General features: G+C 72.1%; 16 protein-coding genes. 6 read left to right on the top strand and 10 right to left on the bottom strand.

The features are described 5' to 3' along the window. Entirely contained in the window at nt 1-777 is a 777-nt protein-coding gene (locus MDN94_RS21625; protein ID WP_482727533.1) for a Tat pathway signal sequence domain protein, read from the bottom strand. 304 nt (nt 778-1,081) lie between these two features. Here MDN94_RS21625 and MDN94_RS21620 point away from each other — a divergent pair, with 304 nt between their 5' ends. Next, nucleotides 1,082-1,912, top strand: a complete 831-nt coding sequence (locus tag MDN94_RS21620) for an aldo/keto reductase (RefSeq protein ID WP_482727532.1) — start codon at nt 1,082-1,084, stop codon at nt 1,910-1,912. A gap of 174 nt (nt 1,913-2,086) precedes the next feature. Beyond that, on the top strand, nt 2,087-2,545 hold the full coding sequence (locus MDN94_RS21615; protein ID WP_482727531.1) for an RICIN domain-containing protein: 459 nt from the start codon (nt 2,087-2,089) through the stop codon (nt 2,543-2,545). 57 nt (nt 2,546-2,602) lie between these two features. Here the strand turns inward: MDN94_RS21615 and MDN94_RS21610 are convergent, their stop codons facing one another. The 4 genes from MDN94_RS21610 to MDN94_RS21595 form a co-directional block, all read right to left on the bottom strand. Further along, entirely contained in the window at nt 2,603-3,466 is an 864-nt protein-coding gene (locus tag MDN94_RS21610; protein WP_482727530.1) for a class I SAM-dependent methyltransferase, read from the bottom strand. Nucleotides 3,467-3,493: 27 nt separating this feature from the next. Then, nucleotides 3,494-4,456: an AraC family transcriptional regulator gene (locus MDN94_RS21605; RefSeq protein ID WP_482727529.1), complete on the bottom strand. Its 963-nt coding sequence runs from the start codon at nt 4,454-4,456 to the stop codon at nt 3,494-3,496. A gap of 83 nt (nt 4,457-4,539) precedes the next feature. Continuing rightward, nucleotides 4,540-5,277, bottom strand: a complete 738-nt coding sequence (locus tag MDN94_RS21600) for a class I SAM-dependent methyltransferase (RefSeq protein ID WP_482727528.1) — start codon at nt 5,275-5,277, stop codon at nt 4,540-4,542. A gap of 54 nt (nt 5,278-5,331) precedes the next feature. Beyond that, entirely contained in the window at nt 5,332-5,634 is a 303-nt protein-coding gene (locus MDN94_RS21595; protein ID WP_482727527.1) for a 4a-hydroxytetrahydrobiopterin dehydratase, read from the bottom strand. 101 nt (nt 5,635-5,735) lie between these two features. Here MDN94_RS21595 and MDN94_RS21590 point away from each other — a divergent pair, with 101 nt between their 5' ends. After that, entirely contained in the window at nt 5,736-6,242 is a 507-nt protein-coding gene (locus MDN94_RS21590) for an FBP domain-containing protein (RefSeq protein WP_482727526.1), read from the top strand. Between the two features lie 87 nt (nt 6,243-6,329). Here the strand turns inward: MDN94_RS21590 and MDN94_RS21585 are convergent, their stop codons facing one another. Beyond that, on the bottom strand, nt 6,330-7,868 hold the full coding sequence (locus MDN94_RS21585; protein WP_482727525.1) for an ATP-dependent DNA ligase: 1,539 nt from the start codon (nt 7,866-7,868) through the stop codon (nt 6,330-6,332). Between the two features lie 189 nt (nt 7,869-8,057). On the opposite strand from MDN94_RS21585, the gene MDN94_RS21580 reads away from it, so the two are divergent. The 3 genes from MDN94_RS21580 to MDN94_RS21570 all read left to right on the top strand — a co-directional run bounded on the left by MDN94_RS21580 (nt 8,058) and on the right by MDN94_RS21570 (nt 10,958). Next, nucleotides 8,058-9,116, top strand: coding sequence for a phosphatidylinositol-specific phospholipase C domain-containing protein (locus tag MDN94_RS21580; protein ID WP_482727524.1), 1,059 nt, complete (start codon nt 8,058-8,060; stop codon nt 9,114-9,116). A gap of 514 nt (nt 9,117-9,630) precedes the next feature. Next, on the top strand, nt 9,631-10,050 hold the full coding sequence (locus tag MDN94_RS21575; RefSeq protein ID WP_482727523.1) for an SsgA family sporulation/cell division regulator: 420 nt from the start codon (nt 9,631-9,633) through the stop codon (nt 10,048-10,050). A 77-nt stretch (nt 10,051-10,127) separates the two neighbouring features. Further along, nucleotides 10,128-10,958 (top strand): helix-turn-helix domain-containing protein, encoded by an 831-nt coding sequence (locus MDN94_RS21570; protein ID WP_482727522.1) that lies wholly within the window; start codon nt 10,128-10,130, stop codon nt 10,956-10,958. Here MDN94_RS21570 and MDN94_RS21565 read toward each other — a convergent pair. From MDN94_RS21565 to MDN94_RS21550, 4 genes are all read right to left on the bottom strand, one after another. Beyond that, nucleotides 10,948-11,367: a hypothetical protein gene (locus MDN94_RS21565; RefSeq protein WP_482727521.1), complete on the bottom strand. Its 420-nt coding sequence runs from the start codon at nt 11,365-11,367 to the stop codon at nt 10,948-10,950. The genes MDN94_RS21570 and MDN94_RS21565 overlap by 11 nt on opposite strands. Before the next feature lie 133 nt (nt 11,368-11,500). Beyond that, nucleotides 11,501-12,541 carry a zinc-dependent alcohol dehydrogenase family protein gene (locus MDN94_RS21560; RefSeq protein ID WP_482727520.1) on the bottom strand — a complete coding sequence of 347 codons (1,041 nt, stop codon included), beginning with the start codon at nt 12,539-12,541 and terminating at the stop codon, nt 11,501-11,503. Further along, nucleotides 12,499-13,890 (bottom strand): amino acid permease, encoded by a 1,392-nt coding sequence (locus MDN94_RS21555; protein ID WP_482727519.1) that lies wholly within the window; start codon nt 13,888-13,890, stop codon nt 12,499-12,501. The genes MDN94_RS21560 and MDN94_RS21555 overlap by 43 nt, the downstream gene beginning before the upstream one ends. 77 nt (nt 13,891-13,967) lie before the next feature. Next, complete coding sequence (locus MDN94_RS21550) at nt 13,968-16,094, bottom strand: phage holin family protein (protein WP_482727518.1); 2,127 nt, start codon at nt 16,092-16,094, stop codon at nt 13,968-13,970. Between the last annotated feature and the right edge of the window lie 41 nt (nt 16,095-16,135).

Raw genomic sequence — 16,135 nt, 5'->3', positions numbered from 1 at the left:
TCAGACGAGCTGGTAGGCCCGCATGCGGGCCAGCAGCATGTGGCAGTTCTGGAGCGAGCCCGAAGTGTCGCCGAGCGAGCGGTAGATGCCCCACTTGGGGCGAACGCGGTCGGCGAGGAAGGTGTCGACGCCCGATTCGAACGCGTCGATCACCGTGGCGCCGCCGCTCTTGAGGATCCAGCGCACGGTCCCGGACGTGCCGTTTCCGATCTTCATCCGCAGATCGACGTCGGTCCACTTGTCGTGGAGCGGTCCGAGGTCGGTACCGCCGACGAGGACGTCACCGGTGAACACCTTGAGCTCGATTCGCTGCACGCCGCCGACGCGCCGCAGCGACTGGACGAGGATCGGGGACGTGCCGGTGCCGGGCTGCTTCATCTGCATGATGTGGGTGAAGGTGGTGGTCGCCTTGAGCGAACTGGGCAGGAACATCGAGTAGGTGATCCGCCAGGTCTGTCCGGATGTCCAGCGGAGGTACGAATCGCCGTTGCGGCAGCCGGTGACCTCGTTGCGCTGCCGGTCGGTGTGCGTGTCACGGTCGGCCATGTGCATGGTGAAGCGGAAGTTGCCGCCCTCGGTGCGGATGTGGGGCGCGCCGGACGGGTGCGAGCCGGCCCGGTCGTCCTCGATCGTCTCGAAGGCGCGGAGCCCGTCGCGGCTCGCGGAGGGTGACCAGCGCAACTGCCAGGAGGCGGCGCTCGCGGGGGTCGCGGGCAGTCCGGCCGCGACCGCGCCGCCGAGTGCCGCGCCGAGCACCGCCCTGCGGGATGCGTTCATGTTTGGTCCTTCCTTGCGGTGGAGGCAGCCGGGCGGCCGGTGTCGTGTCCACAGCCGGAGCGCGACAACCCCTGCGATGTGGGGGGCGGGAGTTCCGCTGAACGACGCACACCGCGCCAGGATTCATGTGGGTGTGCACCGTTCAGCGATCTGAAGCAGAGTCCCGCGTTGACGGGTCGCGGTCAATGGTCTGGACCTGGGAAAGGGGGCGGTATCGCGCCAACTTCCAGGGCGGGAATGCGTCCACCGGGGTGATCGTTGACGATAGGGAGAACCCAACCGCCGACGTAAGGATCGACCGCTCGTGAGCAAGGTCCCCTTCATCACCCTCAACAACGGCGTCGCGATGCCGCAACTCGGCTTCGGTGTCTGGCAGGTGCCCGACGACGAAGCGGTGCAGACGGTCACCACCGCCCTGGAGGCGGGCTACCGCAGCATCGACACCGCCGCCATCTACGGGAACGAAGCGGGCACCGGCAAGGCCGTCGCCGGCTCCGGGATCGCCCGCGAGGAGCTGTTCGTCACCACCAAGCTGTGGAACTCCGAGCAGGGGTACGACTCGACCCTGCGCGCCTTCGACGCCTCGCTCGGGAAGCTGGGGCTCGACTACGTCGACCTGTACCTCATCCACTGGCCGATGCCGGCCAAGGACACGTACGTGGACACGTACAAGGCGTTCGAGAAGATCCTCGCGGACGGGCGCGCCAAGGCCATCGGCGTCTCCAACTTCCGTGTCGAGGACCTCGAGCGCCTCATCGGCGAGACGTCCGTCGTCCCCGCGGTGAACCAGGTCGAGCTGCACCCGCAGCTCCAGCAGTCCGCTCTCAGGGACTTCCACGCGAAGCACGGCATCGCCACCGAGGCCTGGTCGCCGCTCGGACAGGGCAAGGACCTCCTCCAGGCGCCCACGGTCGTCGCGGTCGCCCGCAAGCACGACCGCACACCCGCCCAGGTGGTGCTGCGCTGGCACCTCCAGGTCGGCAACGTGGTCATCCCCAAGTCCGTGACCCCGTCCCGGATCCAGGAGAACATCGACGTGTTCGACTTCGAGCTCGACGCCGACGACCTGGCGGCGCTCACCGCCCTGGACGAGGGCCGGCGGCTCGGTCCGGAGCCGGCGGACGTCAACTCCTGAGCGGCCTGCGCCGCAGGCACGACGAGCCGTCGAGAACGCTGGACGACGGGCCGGGCAACCGGCCCGCCGTTCGCTGTCGAACGACGGGGCACCGCCGCGGCCGGCCACTGTCGGTGGCGGGTGCGACGATGATCCCCGCCTCCCACCCGGAGGCGCCGTAGGGAGGCGGGGAGCGTGAACGGGCCACTCGAGCCAGGGGTCTACCTGGTGCGCAACGTCGGCAGCGGGCTGCTGCTGGAGGTGTTCGGGGGACGCGGCGGCAGCGGCGTCAACGTCCAGCAGGGCAAGGAGAACGGTTCGCCCGCCCAGCAGTGGCGGATCGATCCCGTGCCCAACGGCAACGGGCTGTACCACTTCGTCAATGTGGCCGGTGGCAAACGCCTCGACGTGGCGAACGCCTCCACGGAGAACGGCGCCAACGTCCAGCAGTGGAAGGCGAACAACTTCGGCGCCCAGGAGTGGATCGTCGAGCAGCATCTCGACTCGCCGGGCACGGTGACCATCGTCAGCTTCATCAGCGGACTGCTGCTGGAGGTGGCCGACGGCTCGAGGGAGGACGGGGCGAACGTCCAGCAGTGGGAGGACACCGACTCCCCCGGCCAGTGGTGGCGGTTGGAGCCGGTGCACTCCTGACGGGCCGGAGCCGGGTTCGGGCCGCGGCCCCCGCGTCCCTTCGGTTCTGGTGTCCGTTCAGTCCTTACGGGCCGTGAACACGGTGCGCGCGGCCAGCAAGTAGGCGTCGGACCGCCGCAGCAGCCCTGCCGGGTCCTCGGGGTCGAGCAGCCGGTCCAGCACCGCGATGTCCTCGTCCGGCAGCAGCCCCTCGACCAGCCGGCGCTGCCACGCGAAGGCTGACACCAGCTGCGCCCGCACCGCCGCCGGCACGGGCGCCGGGATGTCGAGGAGGAAGGAACGCGTACCGCTCGGCGTCATCCCCGACGCGGCGAGCAGCGCCCGCCAGTCCTCGACCTCGTCCTTCGCGCCGGGCAGCTCCGACCGCATCCGCGCGAACCAGTCGTCGACGGCGGCACCGACCCGGCTCTCCAGGCCCGGCCTGCCGATCCCGAAGTCGCGCGGCAGATGGCGGGCCGGCAGCCCGCCCTCGAGGACGGCGACCAGACCGCCCGGCCGCACCAGGCGGGCCAGCGCCCCGAGCGCGGCGCGCTGGTCGCCCAGATGGTGCACGGATCCTGCCGCCCAGACGAGGTCCGCCTCACCCAGGTCCTCGATGCCGTCGGGCAGTTCGGCGAGATGCGTACGGACGCGGTCGGCCTGGCCGTTGCGGGCGGCGCGCGCCTTTGCCCGTTCCAGCAGAGGCGCTGTGGCGTCCACGGCGACGACCTCTGCGTACGGGAACGCCTCCGCCAGCAGCCCGGTGATCACTCCGGGACCGCTGCCGATGTCGAGTACGCGCCGGACGCCGCCGGCCGGCATCAGCTCGCGCAGCCAGTCGGCCGTCTGCCGGTACATGGGGCTCTGCAGCTCCGCACCCTGCTCCAGCAGCTGCGCGTGCTCGTCCCAGTCGATGTGTGTGGAGTCGTGGTGATGGCTCATGGGCACAGAGTGGACCGGGACCTGCGATTACGGCGAGCTTTGTTGCCGTTCCGGCAAAGCGCCACCCGTTCGGTGCTCCTGCGGGCTGATGCCCCGTACCCGCTTGAAGGCGGCACTCAGCGCGAACGAGCCGCTGTAGCCGACCTTCCTGGCCACCGTCTCCACCGTCGCGTCGCTCTCGCGCAGCAGATCGGCGGCGAGCGCGAGCCGCCAGCCGGTGAGGTAGGCCATCGGCGGCTCGCCGACGAGGTCGTTGAAGCGCCGGGCGAGCGCCGCCCGGGAGACCCCGCACTCGGCGGCCAGCGTCGCGACGGTCCACGGGCGGGCCGGACCGTTCTGGATCAGCCGCAGCGCCTGCCCGACCACGGGGTCGCCCATGGCCCGGTACCAGGCGGGGGCCTCCGCGTCAGGGCGGGAGAACCAGGTCCGCAGCACGGCGATCAGCAGCAGGTCCAGGACGCGGTCGAGCACCACGCTCTGGCCGGGGTCGTCGCGGGCGATCTCCTCGTCGAGCACGGTCATCAGCGGGTGGTTCCACACCTCTGCCGACAGATGCAGCAGCGGCGGCAGCGCGTCCAGCAGCCGGCCGCTGACCTCGCCCTTCATCTGATAGGTGCCGATCAGCATGGACATCGAGCCGTCGGGCGCGTTGCCCCAGGTCCGCACGCCGAGCCGCATGGCCTGGGCGAGCGGTTCCCCCTGGAGGGTGTGGCAGGAGCCGCCGGGTCCGATCCTGGCCTGCGGCTCCGCGCCGAGCGCGTGGGAGACCGTGTACGGCTCAGGTCCGCGGGCGATCGCCACGTCGCCGGGCCGCAGCAGCACCGGTTCGCCGGAGGCCGGGGCGATCCATGACTCCCCCTGGGTGACGCACATGAGGCAGAGCGGGGCCTCGTCGTCGATGTGCACGGACCACGGCGGCTCCATCACCATGCGCAGCAGAAAAGCCCCCCTGGCCCGCGGCCCGTCCAGAAGTCCGGCGAGAGCGTCCATGTCCACCAGCGTAGACGGACGCGTATGCCGACAGGGCCGCGACACCTGCCGACGAGTGACTGCCTGCGGGGCCTCCCGCCGCGTCAGCCTTCCTTACGGAACGCCCGGAGCGTGTACGACGGATCGGGGCGGCGGGAGTCCTGGCCGGGCAGCAGGGCCAGTTCCGCGGCGAGCGCACGGGCCGTCGCGCCGTCCGTGTCGGTCAACCAGGAGCGGAAGCGTCCCGCCGACACGGCGGAGGCGGCGCCGCGGGGTGTGCGGCCCTGGCCGTGTCCGGCGAAGAGCGCTCCACCCGCGGGCCGCAGGCCGTGCGCCGAGGCGTACGCCTCGATCCTCTCGGCGCGGTCGGAGGCGGCGGCGAAGGAGCGATGGGGGCGCAGGACGGTGTCGATGTCGCTGCCCACGTCATGACCAGCGTCCTTGTCGACGGTGGTGACGAACACCCCGCCGGGCCTGAGCACCCGGGCGGCCTCCGCCACGACCGCCGCGGACCGGGGGACGAGGTGCAGCAGCCACACGGCGCTGACCGCGTCCACGGCCGCGTCGCGCAGCGGCAGCCGCCGTACGTCGCCGAGGACCACGGAGCCGCCGATGCGGCCCGTGGCCTTGCGGGCCATACCGTACGAACCGTCGCAGCCGAGCACGCGCAGCCCGGGGCGGCGCAGCCGTTCGGTCACCAGGCCGGTGCCGCAGCCGATGTCGAGCAGCGTGCGCGCCCGGTCCGGCACCAGGCCGAGGACCGCCGCGGCGGCGGCCTCCGCCCTGGGCACGCCACCGCGCGTGGCGTCGTACGCGTCGGCCTCCAGGTCGTAGTCCAGCATGATCCGAAGCATGCCGGACAGACGGGCGGGACGGTGCTGTTTTCGCGTCCCGCCTCAGTTCGCCCCGTGGGCCGGGGCGATCCGCTCGACGCGCTCGGCCAGGGCGAAGTCGCGTTCCGTCAGGGCGTTCACATCGTGCGACTGGACGGTCAGGGCGACCGAGTTGTAGCCGAGGGTGAGGTCGGAGTGGTGGTTCAGCTCCTCCTGGATCTGGGCGATGTGGACGACCAGGGCGGTCGCCGCGAAGTGCGAGTCGAGGCGGTAGGAGCGGGCGATCCTGTCGCCTTCCAGGGACCAGCCGGGAAGCTCCCGGAGCCGGTCCTCGATCTCCTTCTGCGACAGCGGCTCTGTGGGCATGGCCATGATCCTTCCGGCAGGGGGCGGCGGACGGGAACACCATAGATCCGATGCCCGATAAATCGGGTGCTCGCACGGGCCACGCTGTGTACGTTCCCCGAGTGGAACCATTGACCGACGATCAGATCCGTGCCTCCTTCGTGAACTGCACCAAGGGTGAGGCGACGCGTATGCGCCTGCCCGCCGACTTCGCCGAACTCCCCTGGCCCCAGCTGGACTTCCTCGGCTGGGTCGACCCGGGAGCGCCGCTGAAGGCGCACCTGGTGCTGCCGCGGGAGGAGGGACCGGTCGGCATCACGCTCCGCGTCCCGTCCACCGGACGGACCAGTGCGGTGAAGTCGAGCATGTGCCAGGCGTGCCTCACCGCCCACGCCTCGTCGGGGGTGACCCTGTTCGCGGCGCCGCTGGCCGGAGCGGCGGGCCGGGAGGGGAACACGGTCGGCACGTATCTGTGCGCCGATCTGGCCTGCTCGCTGTACATCCGCGGCAAGCGGCAGCCGAAGCTGCGGCACGGACGCTACGAGGAGAACCTCACTCTGGAGGAGCAGATCGACCGGACCACGGGCAACCTGTGGGCCTTCGCCGACAAGGTGCTCGGCATGCGCTGATCAGCCGGGCCGGGCGGCGCCCGGCGGCCGGTCCGCACTGCCGGCCCGGATCAGCGGCCGGGGGCGGAAGGGCGCGGGGGAGGCGGATCAGCGGCCGGCGGCCAGGACCTGTTCGATCGTGTCGGCCTCCGCCGCGGACTTGTCCGGCCGGTGGCGGAGCACCCGCGCGAACCGCAGGGCCACGCCCGCCGGGTAGCGGGTGGACCGCTGGAGCCCGTCGTAGGCGACCTCCACGACCAGTTCCGGCCGGACGCGGACGGTGAAACCGTCGTCCTCGACGGCCAGTTCGCCGAGCATGTCGGTCTGCCGGCGCAGCATCTCGTCGGTGAGGCCCTTGAAGGTCTTGCCGAGCATCACGAAGCCGCCGTCGGCCGAGCGGGCGCCGAGGTGGAGGTTGGAGAGCAGTCCGGTGCGCCGGCCGTGGCCCCGTTCGACGGCCAGGACCACCAGGTCCAGGGTGTGGACCGGCTTGACCTTGAGCCAGGAGCGGCCGCGGCGGCCGGCGCTGTACGGCGCGTCCAGTGCCTTGACGAGGACGCCCTCGTGCCCACGGTCCAGGGTCGCGGTGAAGAACTCCTCCGCGGCGGCGACCTGTGCGGGGTCGGACGGGTCCTCGACGACCGTACGCCGTACCCGCGTCGGTTCGGGGACGAGCCGGGCGAGGATCCGGTGCCGCTCACGGCCCGGCAGGTCGAGCGCCGGCTCCCCGTCGACGGCGAGCACGTCGAAGTACACCGGGTACAGCGGCAGGGTGGTGCGGGCCGCCTCGACGTCGAGGCGCGAGCCCACGCGGGAGGCGATGTCCTGGAAGGGGACGGGCCTGCCGTCGGCGGCCATCGCGATGACCTCCCCGTCGAGGATGAACCGGTCGCCCACCATTTCCCGGGTCTGCTGGGCCACTTCGGGCAGCCGGTGGGTGATGTCGTCGAGGGACCTGGTGAAGATCCGGACATCGGTCCCCTCGCGGTGCACCTGCACACGGATGCCGTCGAGCTTCTCCTCGACGACGCAGGCGGCACCGAGGGCCTCGACGGCCTCTGTCACGGACTTCGCGCTGTGGGCGAGCATGGGCTGCACGGGGTTGCCGACCCTCAGCCGGAACTGCTCGAGTGCCGCCGTGCCGCCGGCGAGCAGCGCCGCCGCGACGCGGGGCAGTGACCCTTCCAGCATGACCGCACGGCGCACGTCCGCCGACGGAGCTCCCGCGGCCTTCGCGACGGCCTCCAGCGCGACGGCGTCCAGGGCGCCCTGACGGACCTCCCCGGTGAGGAGCCGTACGAGGAACTCCTGCTCCTCCGCGGTGGCCGCCGACATCAGCCGGTGCACCCGGCTGCGGCGCTCCGCCCGGGCGCCGGGGCCGGAGACCCGGGCGAGGGCCGCGAGCGCGGCGTCGGTCCCGCCGACGGTGAGGGACGGCACGGAGGCGGGCGGCACTGATTCCTTGAGGACGCTCCAGCCGATGCCGATGCGGCCCTGGGGCACCCGCCCGGCCAGGTACGAGATGACCAGGGCGACATCCTCCGGCCAGGCCTCCGAGAAGAGGTCCGCCAGCGCGGCGATCTTGCGCGAACGGGCCGATGCGGCGGCCACCTCACGGGACACTTCGGCGACGCGGGCGAGCAGCATGCGGCCATCGTGCCCCGGCCGGGCGACGCACGCACCCCCGGCGCGGAGGCCCGGCCGATCAGCCCCGGACGGCCGGGGCGCGCCGCACACCCGCGGCGTGCGGAACGGCCGGGTACAGTCTCCCCACGGGTCACCCAACTCCCCTAATGTGCGGTCGATTTGACCAATCGACGCACAGACAGGGGCCCCATGGGTACGTTCTCTCGCGCCGCTACGACGACGGCCGTCGCCGCCGGACTCCTCACCGCCGCGCTCGCTCCGGCGCAGGCGACCACCACCGGCCCCGCGGACACCGGGCAGCTGCCCTACTCCGCCACGACGGGGGTCGGCGTCCACAACGCCTACGAGAAGTCGAAGTACGGCTACTTCGCGGACGCGCTCGACTCGGGCGCGGCGATGCTCGAGATCGACGTGTGGACCAACGCCTTCGGCAGATCGTGGCGGGTCTCGCACAGCAACCCGGTGGGCAACGACAACAACTGCGTGAACGCCGCCGTCGCCGCGGAGCTGCGCGCCAAGGCCCGCAACCAGGACCTGGCCGGCTGCCTGGCTGACATGAGGGCCTGGCACGACGCGCACCCCGGCCATCGGCCGATCCTCATCAAGATGGAGCTGAAGGACGGCTTCCAGGGCAGGCATGGCCGGGGGCCGGCGGCGCTGGACTCCCTGCTGAGGGCGCGGCTCGGAGACGCCCTGTACCGGCCGGCGGACCTGGCCGGCGGGCACCCGGATCTCGACACCGCGGTACGGGCGGACGGCTGGCCGGCGCGTTCGGCGCTGGCCGGGAAGTTCATCGTCGAGCTGATTCCGGGCACCGTCGAGCAGGACAACCCGTTCGACTCGCTGTGGACCGACCGGGAGTACGCGACCCATCTGCGCGATCTCCGGGCGGCGGGGCGTCTCGGCGAGGCGGGCGCGTTCCCCGCCGTGAACCGCGCCGCGGCGGGCGATCCGCGCACCCGGTACGCGGACCCCTCGATCCGGCCGTGGTTCGTCGTGTTCGACGGGGACGCGGGGGTGTACGCCGGCGGGACGGTCGACACCTCCTGGTACGCCCGCAATCGCTACCTCGTCGTCATGACGGCCGCGCACGGCGTCGCGCCCGCGATCGACAGGACGAACCCGACGGAGCAGCAGGCCCGCGACCGCGTCGCGCTGCTGGCGGGGCGGCACGCGAGCGTGGTGTCCGCCGACTGGTACCCGCTACCGCAGGTGCTGGGCTCCGTGGTCCCGCGGGGCGCGGAGTGAGACGGGGCGCGGTAAGCCGCTCCGAGGGTAACGGCGAGTAACACTCGTCACAGACGGGGCCGGGGATGCCATGGATGGCCGTTCGATGGTTTATCGTTCATCTACACGTGGATGTGAATGGGGCACAGCCCCCGGACCTCGCCATCTGCGCACCGCGAAGGCCGTTCGACCGGCACCCCCGCGGAGCGCATCACCCAGTGGCGACCGACGTTCGCGCCACGCCCGGTGACCGCCCCGGCCGGAAACCCCCGTCCGGCCGGGGCCTCCCCTTCCCGCCCGCCGCGCTCGCTGCCGGCGCCGCGCGGATCAGCTTTCCGGATACCCGCCCGTAACCCGCCCCCGGTCCCAAATACACGGATATGCGGTGGCGCAAAACCCTAGCCATCCTGGCTCAATCGTTTCAGTCTTGGTGATGCAGGTCACACGCGCCACTGGCGTCGCTCGCGGGCCGCGGCCTGCCCGTGACGACGTACGTGCACGAGTGCGGAACCGCGCAGCAGCAGAGGAGCGAGCGATGTCATCGACCATCGAGCAATCCGTCCGGGCCCGCCTCATCAGCGATGCGCCCCACTCCCTGTCCGTGCCGGTGGTTCTGCGCTACTGCGACACCGACCCGTTCGCCGTCCGCATGGTCTTCCCTCCGGAGGCATGCCTGAACGACACCGGGGTGACCTGGACCTTCGCCCGCAGCCTGCTCGACGCCGGACTGCGCGCACCGACCGGCGACGGCGATGTGCACGTCTGGCCCTGCGGGCGCGTGCAGACCATGATCGAACTGCGTTCGCCGGAGGGCGTCGCGCTGCTCCAGCTCGACACGGCCGGCCTGCGCCGGTTCCTGGTCCGCTCGTACGCGACCGTGCCGGCCGGCAACGAGGCGGCGGCTCTCGACCTCGAACGCGCCCTCGCGGCGCTGCTGGGCAACGCCCGGGGCTGAGCCGGCCGCCCCTGCCGGACCGGTGCCACCGCGGGCCGGGGGTGGGTCACCGGTGGCCGGCGTACTACGGTCTGGCTATGACAACTGTCGCTTCCGGTACGGGAGTAGGGTCGCTGCTGCGCGGCTGGCGCGAGCGCCGGCGGCTGAGCCAGCTCGAACTGGCTCTGCGCGCCGGCTCCTCCGCCCGCCACATCAGCTTCGTCGAGACGGGCCGCTCCCGCCCCAGCGAGGACATGGTCCTGCGCCTCGCCGAGCATCTCGACATCCCGGTGCGGGAACGCAACTCGCTCCTTCTTGCGGCGGGTTACGCCCCCCGATACGCGGAGACACCGCTGGGCGACCCGGCGATGGAGGCACTGCGCGAGGGCATGGAGCAGCTCCTTAACGGCTACGAGCCGTACCCCGCGCTGGTCGTCGACGGCACGTACAACGTGCTCGCCGCGAACCGGGGGATCGCGATGCTGCTCGACAGCCTGCCGGAGCACCTGCTCGCCCCGCCGCTGAACGCCATGCGGATCACTCTGCACCCCGAGGGTCTCGCGCCCCGGATCCGCAATCTGCGCCAGTGGCGCGCCCATCTGCTGGCCCAGATGGAGCGGCAGATCGCGCTGGCCCGCTCCGACGCGCTGCGCGCGCTGTACGACGAGGTCGCCTCCTATCCGCTGCCGGACGCCGGCGACGACGCGCACACGGGCCTCGCGGAGGACGAGAGCGAGGCAGGGGGAGCACCGTTCCCGTACTTCGCGCTGCCGCTGCGGATCGAGCACGAGGGCCGGGTCCTCTCCTTCGTGTCATCGATCTCGACCTTCAACACGCCCATGGACGTGACAGTCGCCGAGCTGGCCATCGAGACGCTGCTCCCGGCCGACCCGGCGACGGTGAAGTACCTCCAGTCGCTCACGCCGTAGTGGTCGCGCGCAGCGCGGACCACTGGAGGACGGCGAAGCCGGCGACGGTCAGCGCCTGGACCACGGCCCAGGCTGCGCCCACGGCGGTGGGATCGAGCCACAGCACCAGAGCGGCGAGGCTGAGCACCGACCACAGGATGTTCGTGTCGACGACCAGGGTGACCGCGGCCCGCGGCGGCCGGGGGCGGGCGGCAAGCACTCCGACGCACGCCGCGTAGGCGGTCAGGAAGAGACCGAGGCCGAGCAGGAGGGTGCCGTCGACTCCGAGGAGCCGTCCGAGCGGCCCCGAAGCGGCCGCATAGGCAAGGCCGTTGGCGCCGGTCACGGCGGCGTCGGCGGCAAGGAACCGGCGCAGCATGGTCTGCGGCTCGGTGGTACGGGAGATACCGGCGAGCAGGGTGGCGGACATGGTGGATCAGCCTCCGTCGAGGTTGCGGGCTGGTCGTGGGCCCGGACCCCGGACGGAGTGCGCCGCCCGGGTCCCGGTGCTCACAGACTGCCCTGCGCCCGCCGGACGGTCGATTACGCGTGAGGTAATGGCGTCAGGCGCCCGGGACGATCACCGTGACGCCCGTGCCGGACGTGGTCCCGAGCACCGTCAGGGCGTCCGGTACGGCGTCGAGGCCTATCTCCTTGGTGACCAGGAGGTCGGGCCGCAGGGCGCCGGAGGCGACCATGGCCATCATCTCCGGATAGGCGTGGGCCGCCATGCCGTGGCTGCCGAGGATCTCCAGCTCGAGGGCGACCACCCGGTCCATGGGCAGTCCGACGCCCGACGGGAGTAGGCCTACCTGCACGTGTCGGCCCTGCCTGCGCAGGCTCTGCACCGAGTTCACGCAGGTCACCGGGGCGCCCAGGGCGTCCAGCGAGAGGTGGGCGCCGCCGCCGGTCAGGTCACGCAGCGCCGCGCCGACCTCGCCCTCGGCGAACTCGGAGACGTCCAGGCAGACCTCCGCGCCGAAGGTGCGGGCCAGTTCCAGCGCTCCCGGCGAGACGTCGACGGCGACGACCCGGGCCCCGCAGGCCGCGGCGATCATCACCGCGGAGAGGCCCACTCCCCCGCAGCCGTGCACCGCGACCCACTCCCCCGGCCGCACCCTCCCCCGGCCCGCCACCGCGCGGAAGGCGGTGGCGAAGCGGCAGCCGAGGCTCGCGGCGGTGGTGAACGACATGGTCTCCGGCAGCGCCACCAGGTTGGTGTCCGCGTGGCGGAGCGGGACGTACTCGGCGAAGGAGCCCCAGTGCGTGAACCCCGGCTGCTCCTGGCGTTCGCACACCTGCTGGTTGCCGTCTGCGCAGGCGGCGCACCGCCCGCAGGCGCAGATGAACGGCACGGTCACCCGGTCACCGGGGCTCCAGCGGACGACGTCCGGGCCGACGGAGTGGACCACGCCCGCCAGCTCGTGCCCCGGGACGTGCGGGACGGCTATGCCCTCGTCGTGGCCCATCCAGCCGTGCCAGTCGCTGCGGCACAGCCCCGTCGCCCCGACCCGGACGACGACGCCGTCGGGCGACGGCTGCGGGTCCGGGACCTCGCGTACTACCGGCCTTCCACCGAACTCGTCGAATACGACCGCGCGCACGTGACACTCTCCTCGGCTCCTGCGGCCCTGGTCCTGCGGGCCGACATCCAGGCGTACACCAGCACCCCGGCGAAGAGGAACAGCACCCCCTGATAGACGGCCGCGTAGCCGGAGCCGGCGACCAGCCACATGGAGAATCCGAAGGCCGCGGCGGCGAGGACCGCGTCCCGCACGAGGCGCCGCCGGTCCACCCTCTCCGGCCGGCCGGAGAGCAGGTAGTGGATCTGGGCGGCGGTCGCCAGCAGGTAGGGCACGGTGGCGGTGAAGGTGGTGACAAGGACCAGGATCTCGAAGACCCGCTGGGATCCCGCGGTGTAGTTGTAGACGGTCAGCAGCGACGCGAGGACGACGGTGACGAGGACGCCGGCGGTCGGCACGCCGCGCCGCTTGGTGGCGAACACCCGGGGGAACAGGCCGTCCTTCGCCGCCGCGTACGGCGTCTGGGCGCTGAGCAGGGTCCAGCCGTTGAGGGCGCCGACCATGGAGACCAGGGCGGCCAGGGCGACGACGGAGCCTCCCCAGCTGCCGCCGAACATGGAGTCGACCGCGTCGCTGAAGGGCGCGGTGGAGCCGACGAGCTCGTCGTGTGCGACGGTGCCGAAGACGGAGAGGGTGCCGAGCAGGTAGATGCCGGCGGCCGCGGCGGTGCCGAGGACGGTGGCCCGGCCGACGTTGCGCGCGGGGTCCTTGACCTCTCCGGCGCTGACCGCGACGGACTCGACGCCCAGGTAGCTGAAGAGCAGGATGGCGGCGGACGCGGAGACCGCTCCGACCGCGCTGTGGTCACCGCCCCGGAAGGGGCCGAGGTTGTCGGTGTCGAAGAAGAACAGCCCGCCGACGGCGACGAGCAGCAGCGGCACGAACTTCAGCACGGTGGAGACGAGCTGGACGGCGCCGACGTAACGGGTGCCGGCCAGATTGGCGAGCGCGGGCAGCCACTGCAGTACCAGCGCGGCGGCGATGGTGGCCGCCGCGGAGTGCCGGACGGGTATCAGCACGTCGAGGTAGCCCACGGCGGCGACGGCGAGGGCCGCGTTGGAGACCCAGGTGGTGATCCAGTACGACCAGGCGGCGAGGAAGCCTGCGAAGTCGCCGAACGCCTCGCGGGCGTAGACGTACGGGCCGCCGGTCCCGGGGTGCCGCTCCGCGAGCCGGCCGAAGACGAGGGCGAGCGCGATCGCTCCGGCGGTGAGAACCACGAACGCGACCAGGCTGATGGTGCCGTACGGGGCGACGGACGCGGGCAGCAGGAAGATGCCGCCGCCGATGATGTTGCCCATGACCAGGGCCGTGGCGACGGGCAGCCCGAACCTGCGGGCATGCCTGTTCTGTAGGGCTTGGGTGGTCATGGGGTGTGCGGCCTCTTCCGATGCGCGGGGATTCGGGGACCGGGACATGTTCCGGCACGGGAGAGCCTGCGGAGAAATCACCCGTTTTTGTCCGGCACGACTCCACCATCAACCGGAATTTCTTCTTCCGTTTCGCTGTCCGGCCGGGAAACCTGCACCGTGCCGATCGGGATCTGCGGGCCTTCCCCCTCCCGCAGCCAGCGGCGCAGCACCCGGTGCACCTGTTCGGCGCCGATCAGATCGACCCCTGGAGGGACCGGCGGGGACACTTCGAACGGCGACAGCAGGAACGCCTGCGACTGCTCCCCGCCGAGCCCTCCGTGCGACCCGATCTGCTCCTCGAAGGCGTGCACGACACCCGTCCTCGGGTCGTGCATCGAGTTGACCATGATGTCCGCGACGTGGGGGAACGAGTCGGTGCGGCGCACGGCGTCGGCCGCGCCGGTTCCGAAACCGGACAGCGGTCCGTCGTCGTCCTTCAGCGCTTCGACGGGCACCTCCGTGCCGTTCGGGCCGAGCACCACGGAGCCGTACACCTCGCTGCGCACCAGCAGGAAGCCGATGCCCGGATGATTGGCGAGAGTCGGCAGCAGCGCGGGGTGGCGGCAGCGGATCTCCTCCTGGCTCATGCGGTACGGCACGTCTGGGAACGAGATCAGGGCCAGGTTCCCCGAGGCGAGCACGATCGGGTCGGAGCCCGTCGCCGGACGCTCCTCACCGTCCCCGGCCGGCTGCCGGTGCAGCGCGGTCCGCAGCGCGTCGCGCGCAGCGTCGCGAGCCTCCGCACCGCTCTTCGACCGCTCGGCCCGCCGCGGCACCGGCAGCCCGCAGCCCGCCCGCACCAGATCCTTCAGCGTCAGCCCGTAGGCGCCCTCGAAAGTGTCGCCCGGACTCTGGCCGTGATCGGAGAGCAGCACGATCCGGTAGGCACGCGGCGCGTGCTCCGCGACCTTGGCGATCAGGGCGATGGACCGGTCCAGCCGCTCCAGCACCGCGAAGGCGTCCCCGCTGTGCGGCCCTGAGTGGTGGGCCACCTCGTCGTAGGCGACCAGGTCGGCGTAGACGGCCCGGCGTCCGGCGAGCATGTCCCCCATCACGGCGGCGACCACCACATCGCGCTCGACCACGGTGGCGAACGCCCGGATGAAGGGATAGAGACCGCCACGCCCGACCCGGGGCGTGTCCCCGCGGAGCCTGGCCCTCGTCGACTGGCCGATCTCGCGGCCGACCTCCGCGACGAAGGACACCGCGGTGCGCACCGCGTTGGCCGGATCGGAGAAGTACGCGAAATAGCCGGCCCGTGAACGGTTCGCCCTACCGCGCCGGGCCGCCATCGACAGCACCAGGGCGAGCTGGTCCGCGCCACCGCTGAACAGGTTGCCGCGGCTCGCGCCGTCCACCGTCAGCAGCCCGCCGTCGCCGGTGAGCTCGATCGCCCGCCGCTGGAGCTCCCCGGCGCTCGCCGGACGGTTGCTCACCACGATCCGGCGGGTGTCCTTCTCGTACCAGCGGAACGCGGGCACGTCGTGGTTGGAGCCGTGCAGGATGCCGAGCTGACTCGCACCGGTCTGGCTCGACCAGTCGGTGCGCCAGGGCGTGAGCCGGTGAGTGGCACCCACCCAGCCCGCCACGGTCGGCATCACACCGCTCTCCGCGGCGCCGCGCAGCACCTCGTAGCCGACGCCGTCGAGCTGGAGGAAGACCGTGCCCGGCGGACCCGAGCGGTCCGGTGAGGTCCTGCCGCGCCCGCGGCGGTGGGCGAGCCGGTACAACCTTCGCCGGTAGGCGTTGTCGTCGCGGACGGCGAGCGCCGTGGAGGTGGCGGAGGCGACGGCCGACATCACGGCCGCCACCACCACCGCCGTCTCCGGGTTGGCCGTGCCGCGCCCGTCGGGAACGATCCACAGGGCGATCAGCAGCAACGAGCCGTTGAGGAAGAACACCAGCAGGCCGAGCACCAGGGCGGGTACGAGCAGCAGGGCCCGCACCACCACGGGCCAGACGAGGCCCGTGAGAAGTCCGAACGCGCCCGCACCCGAGGCCGCGGTGACCGCGGTCCGGGTGGCGCTGTCGCCGTCGTCGGACTGGAGCCGGAAGTCCGGCAGAAGCCCGGCCAGCGCCAGCATCGTCAGCGTCGAGACCGCCCACACGACAGCCACACGTACGACGGCGCTGCCGGCCCTGCGCCACCGTCCTTCACCCACGCCCCTTCACCTCATCCTTCGAGCAGGACTCCAGCGTGGCA

The sequence above is a fragment of the Streptomyces sp. WAC00040 genome, from assembly GCF_056835925.1.
Note: the sequence above shows the minus strand (reverse complement) of the source record. Positions and strands in the feature narration are given on the sequence as shown.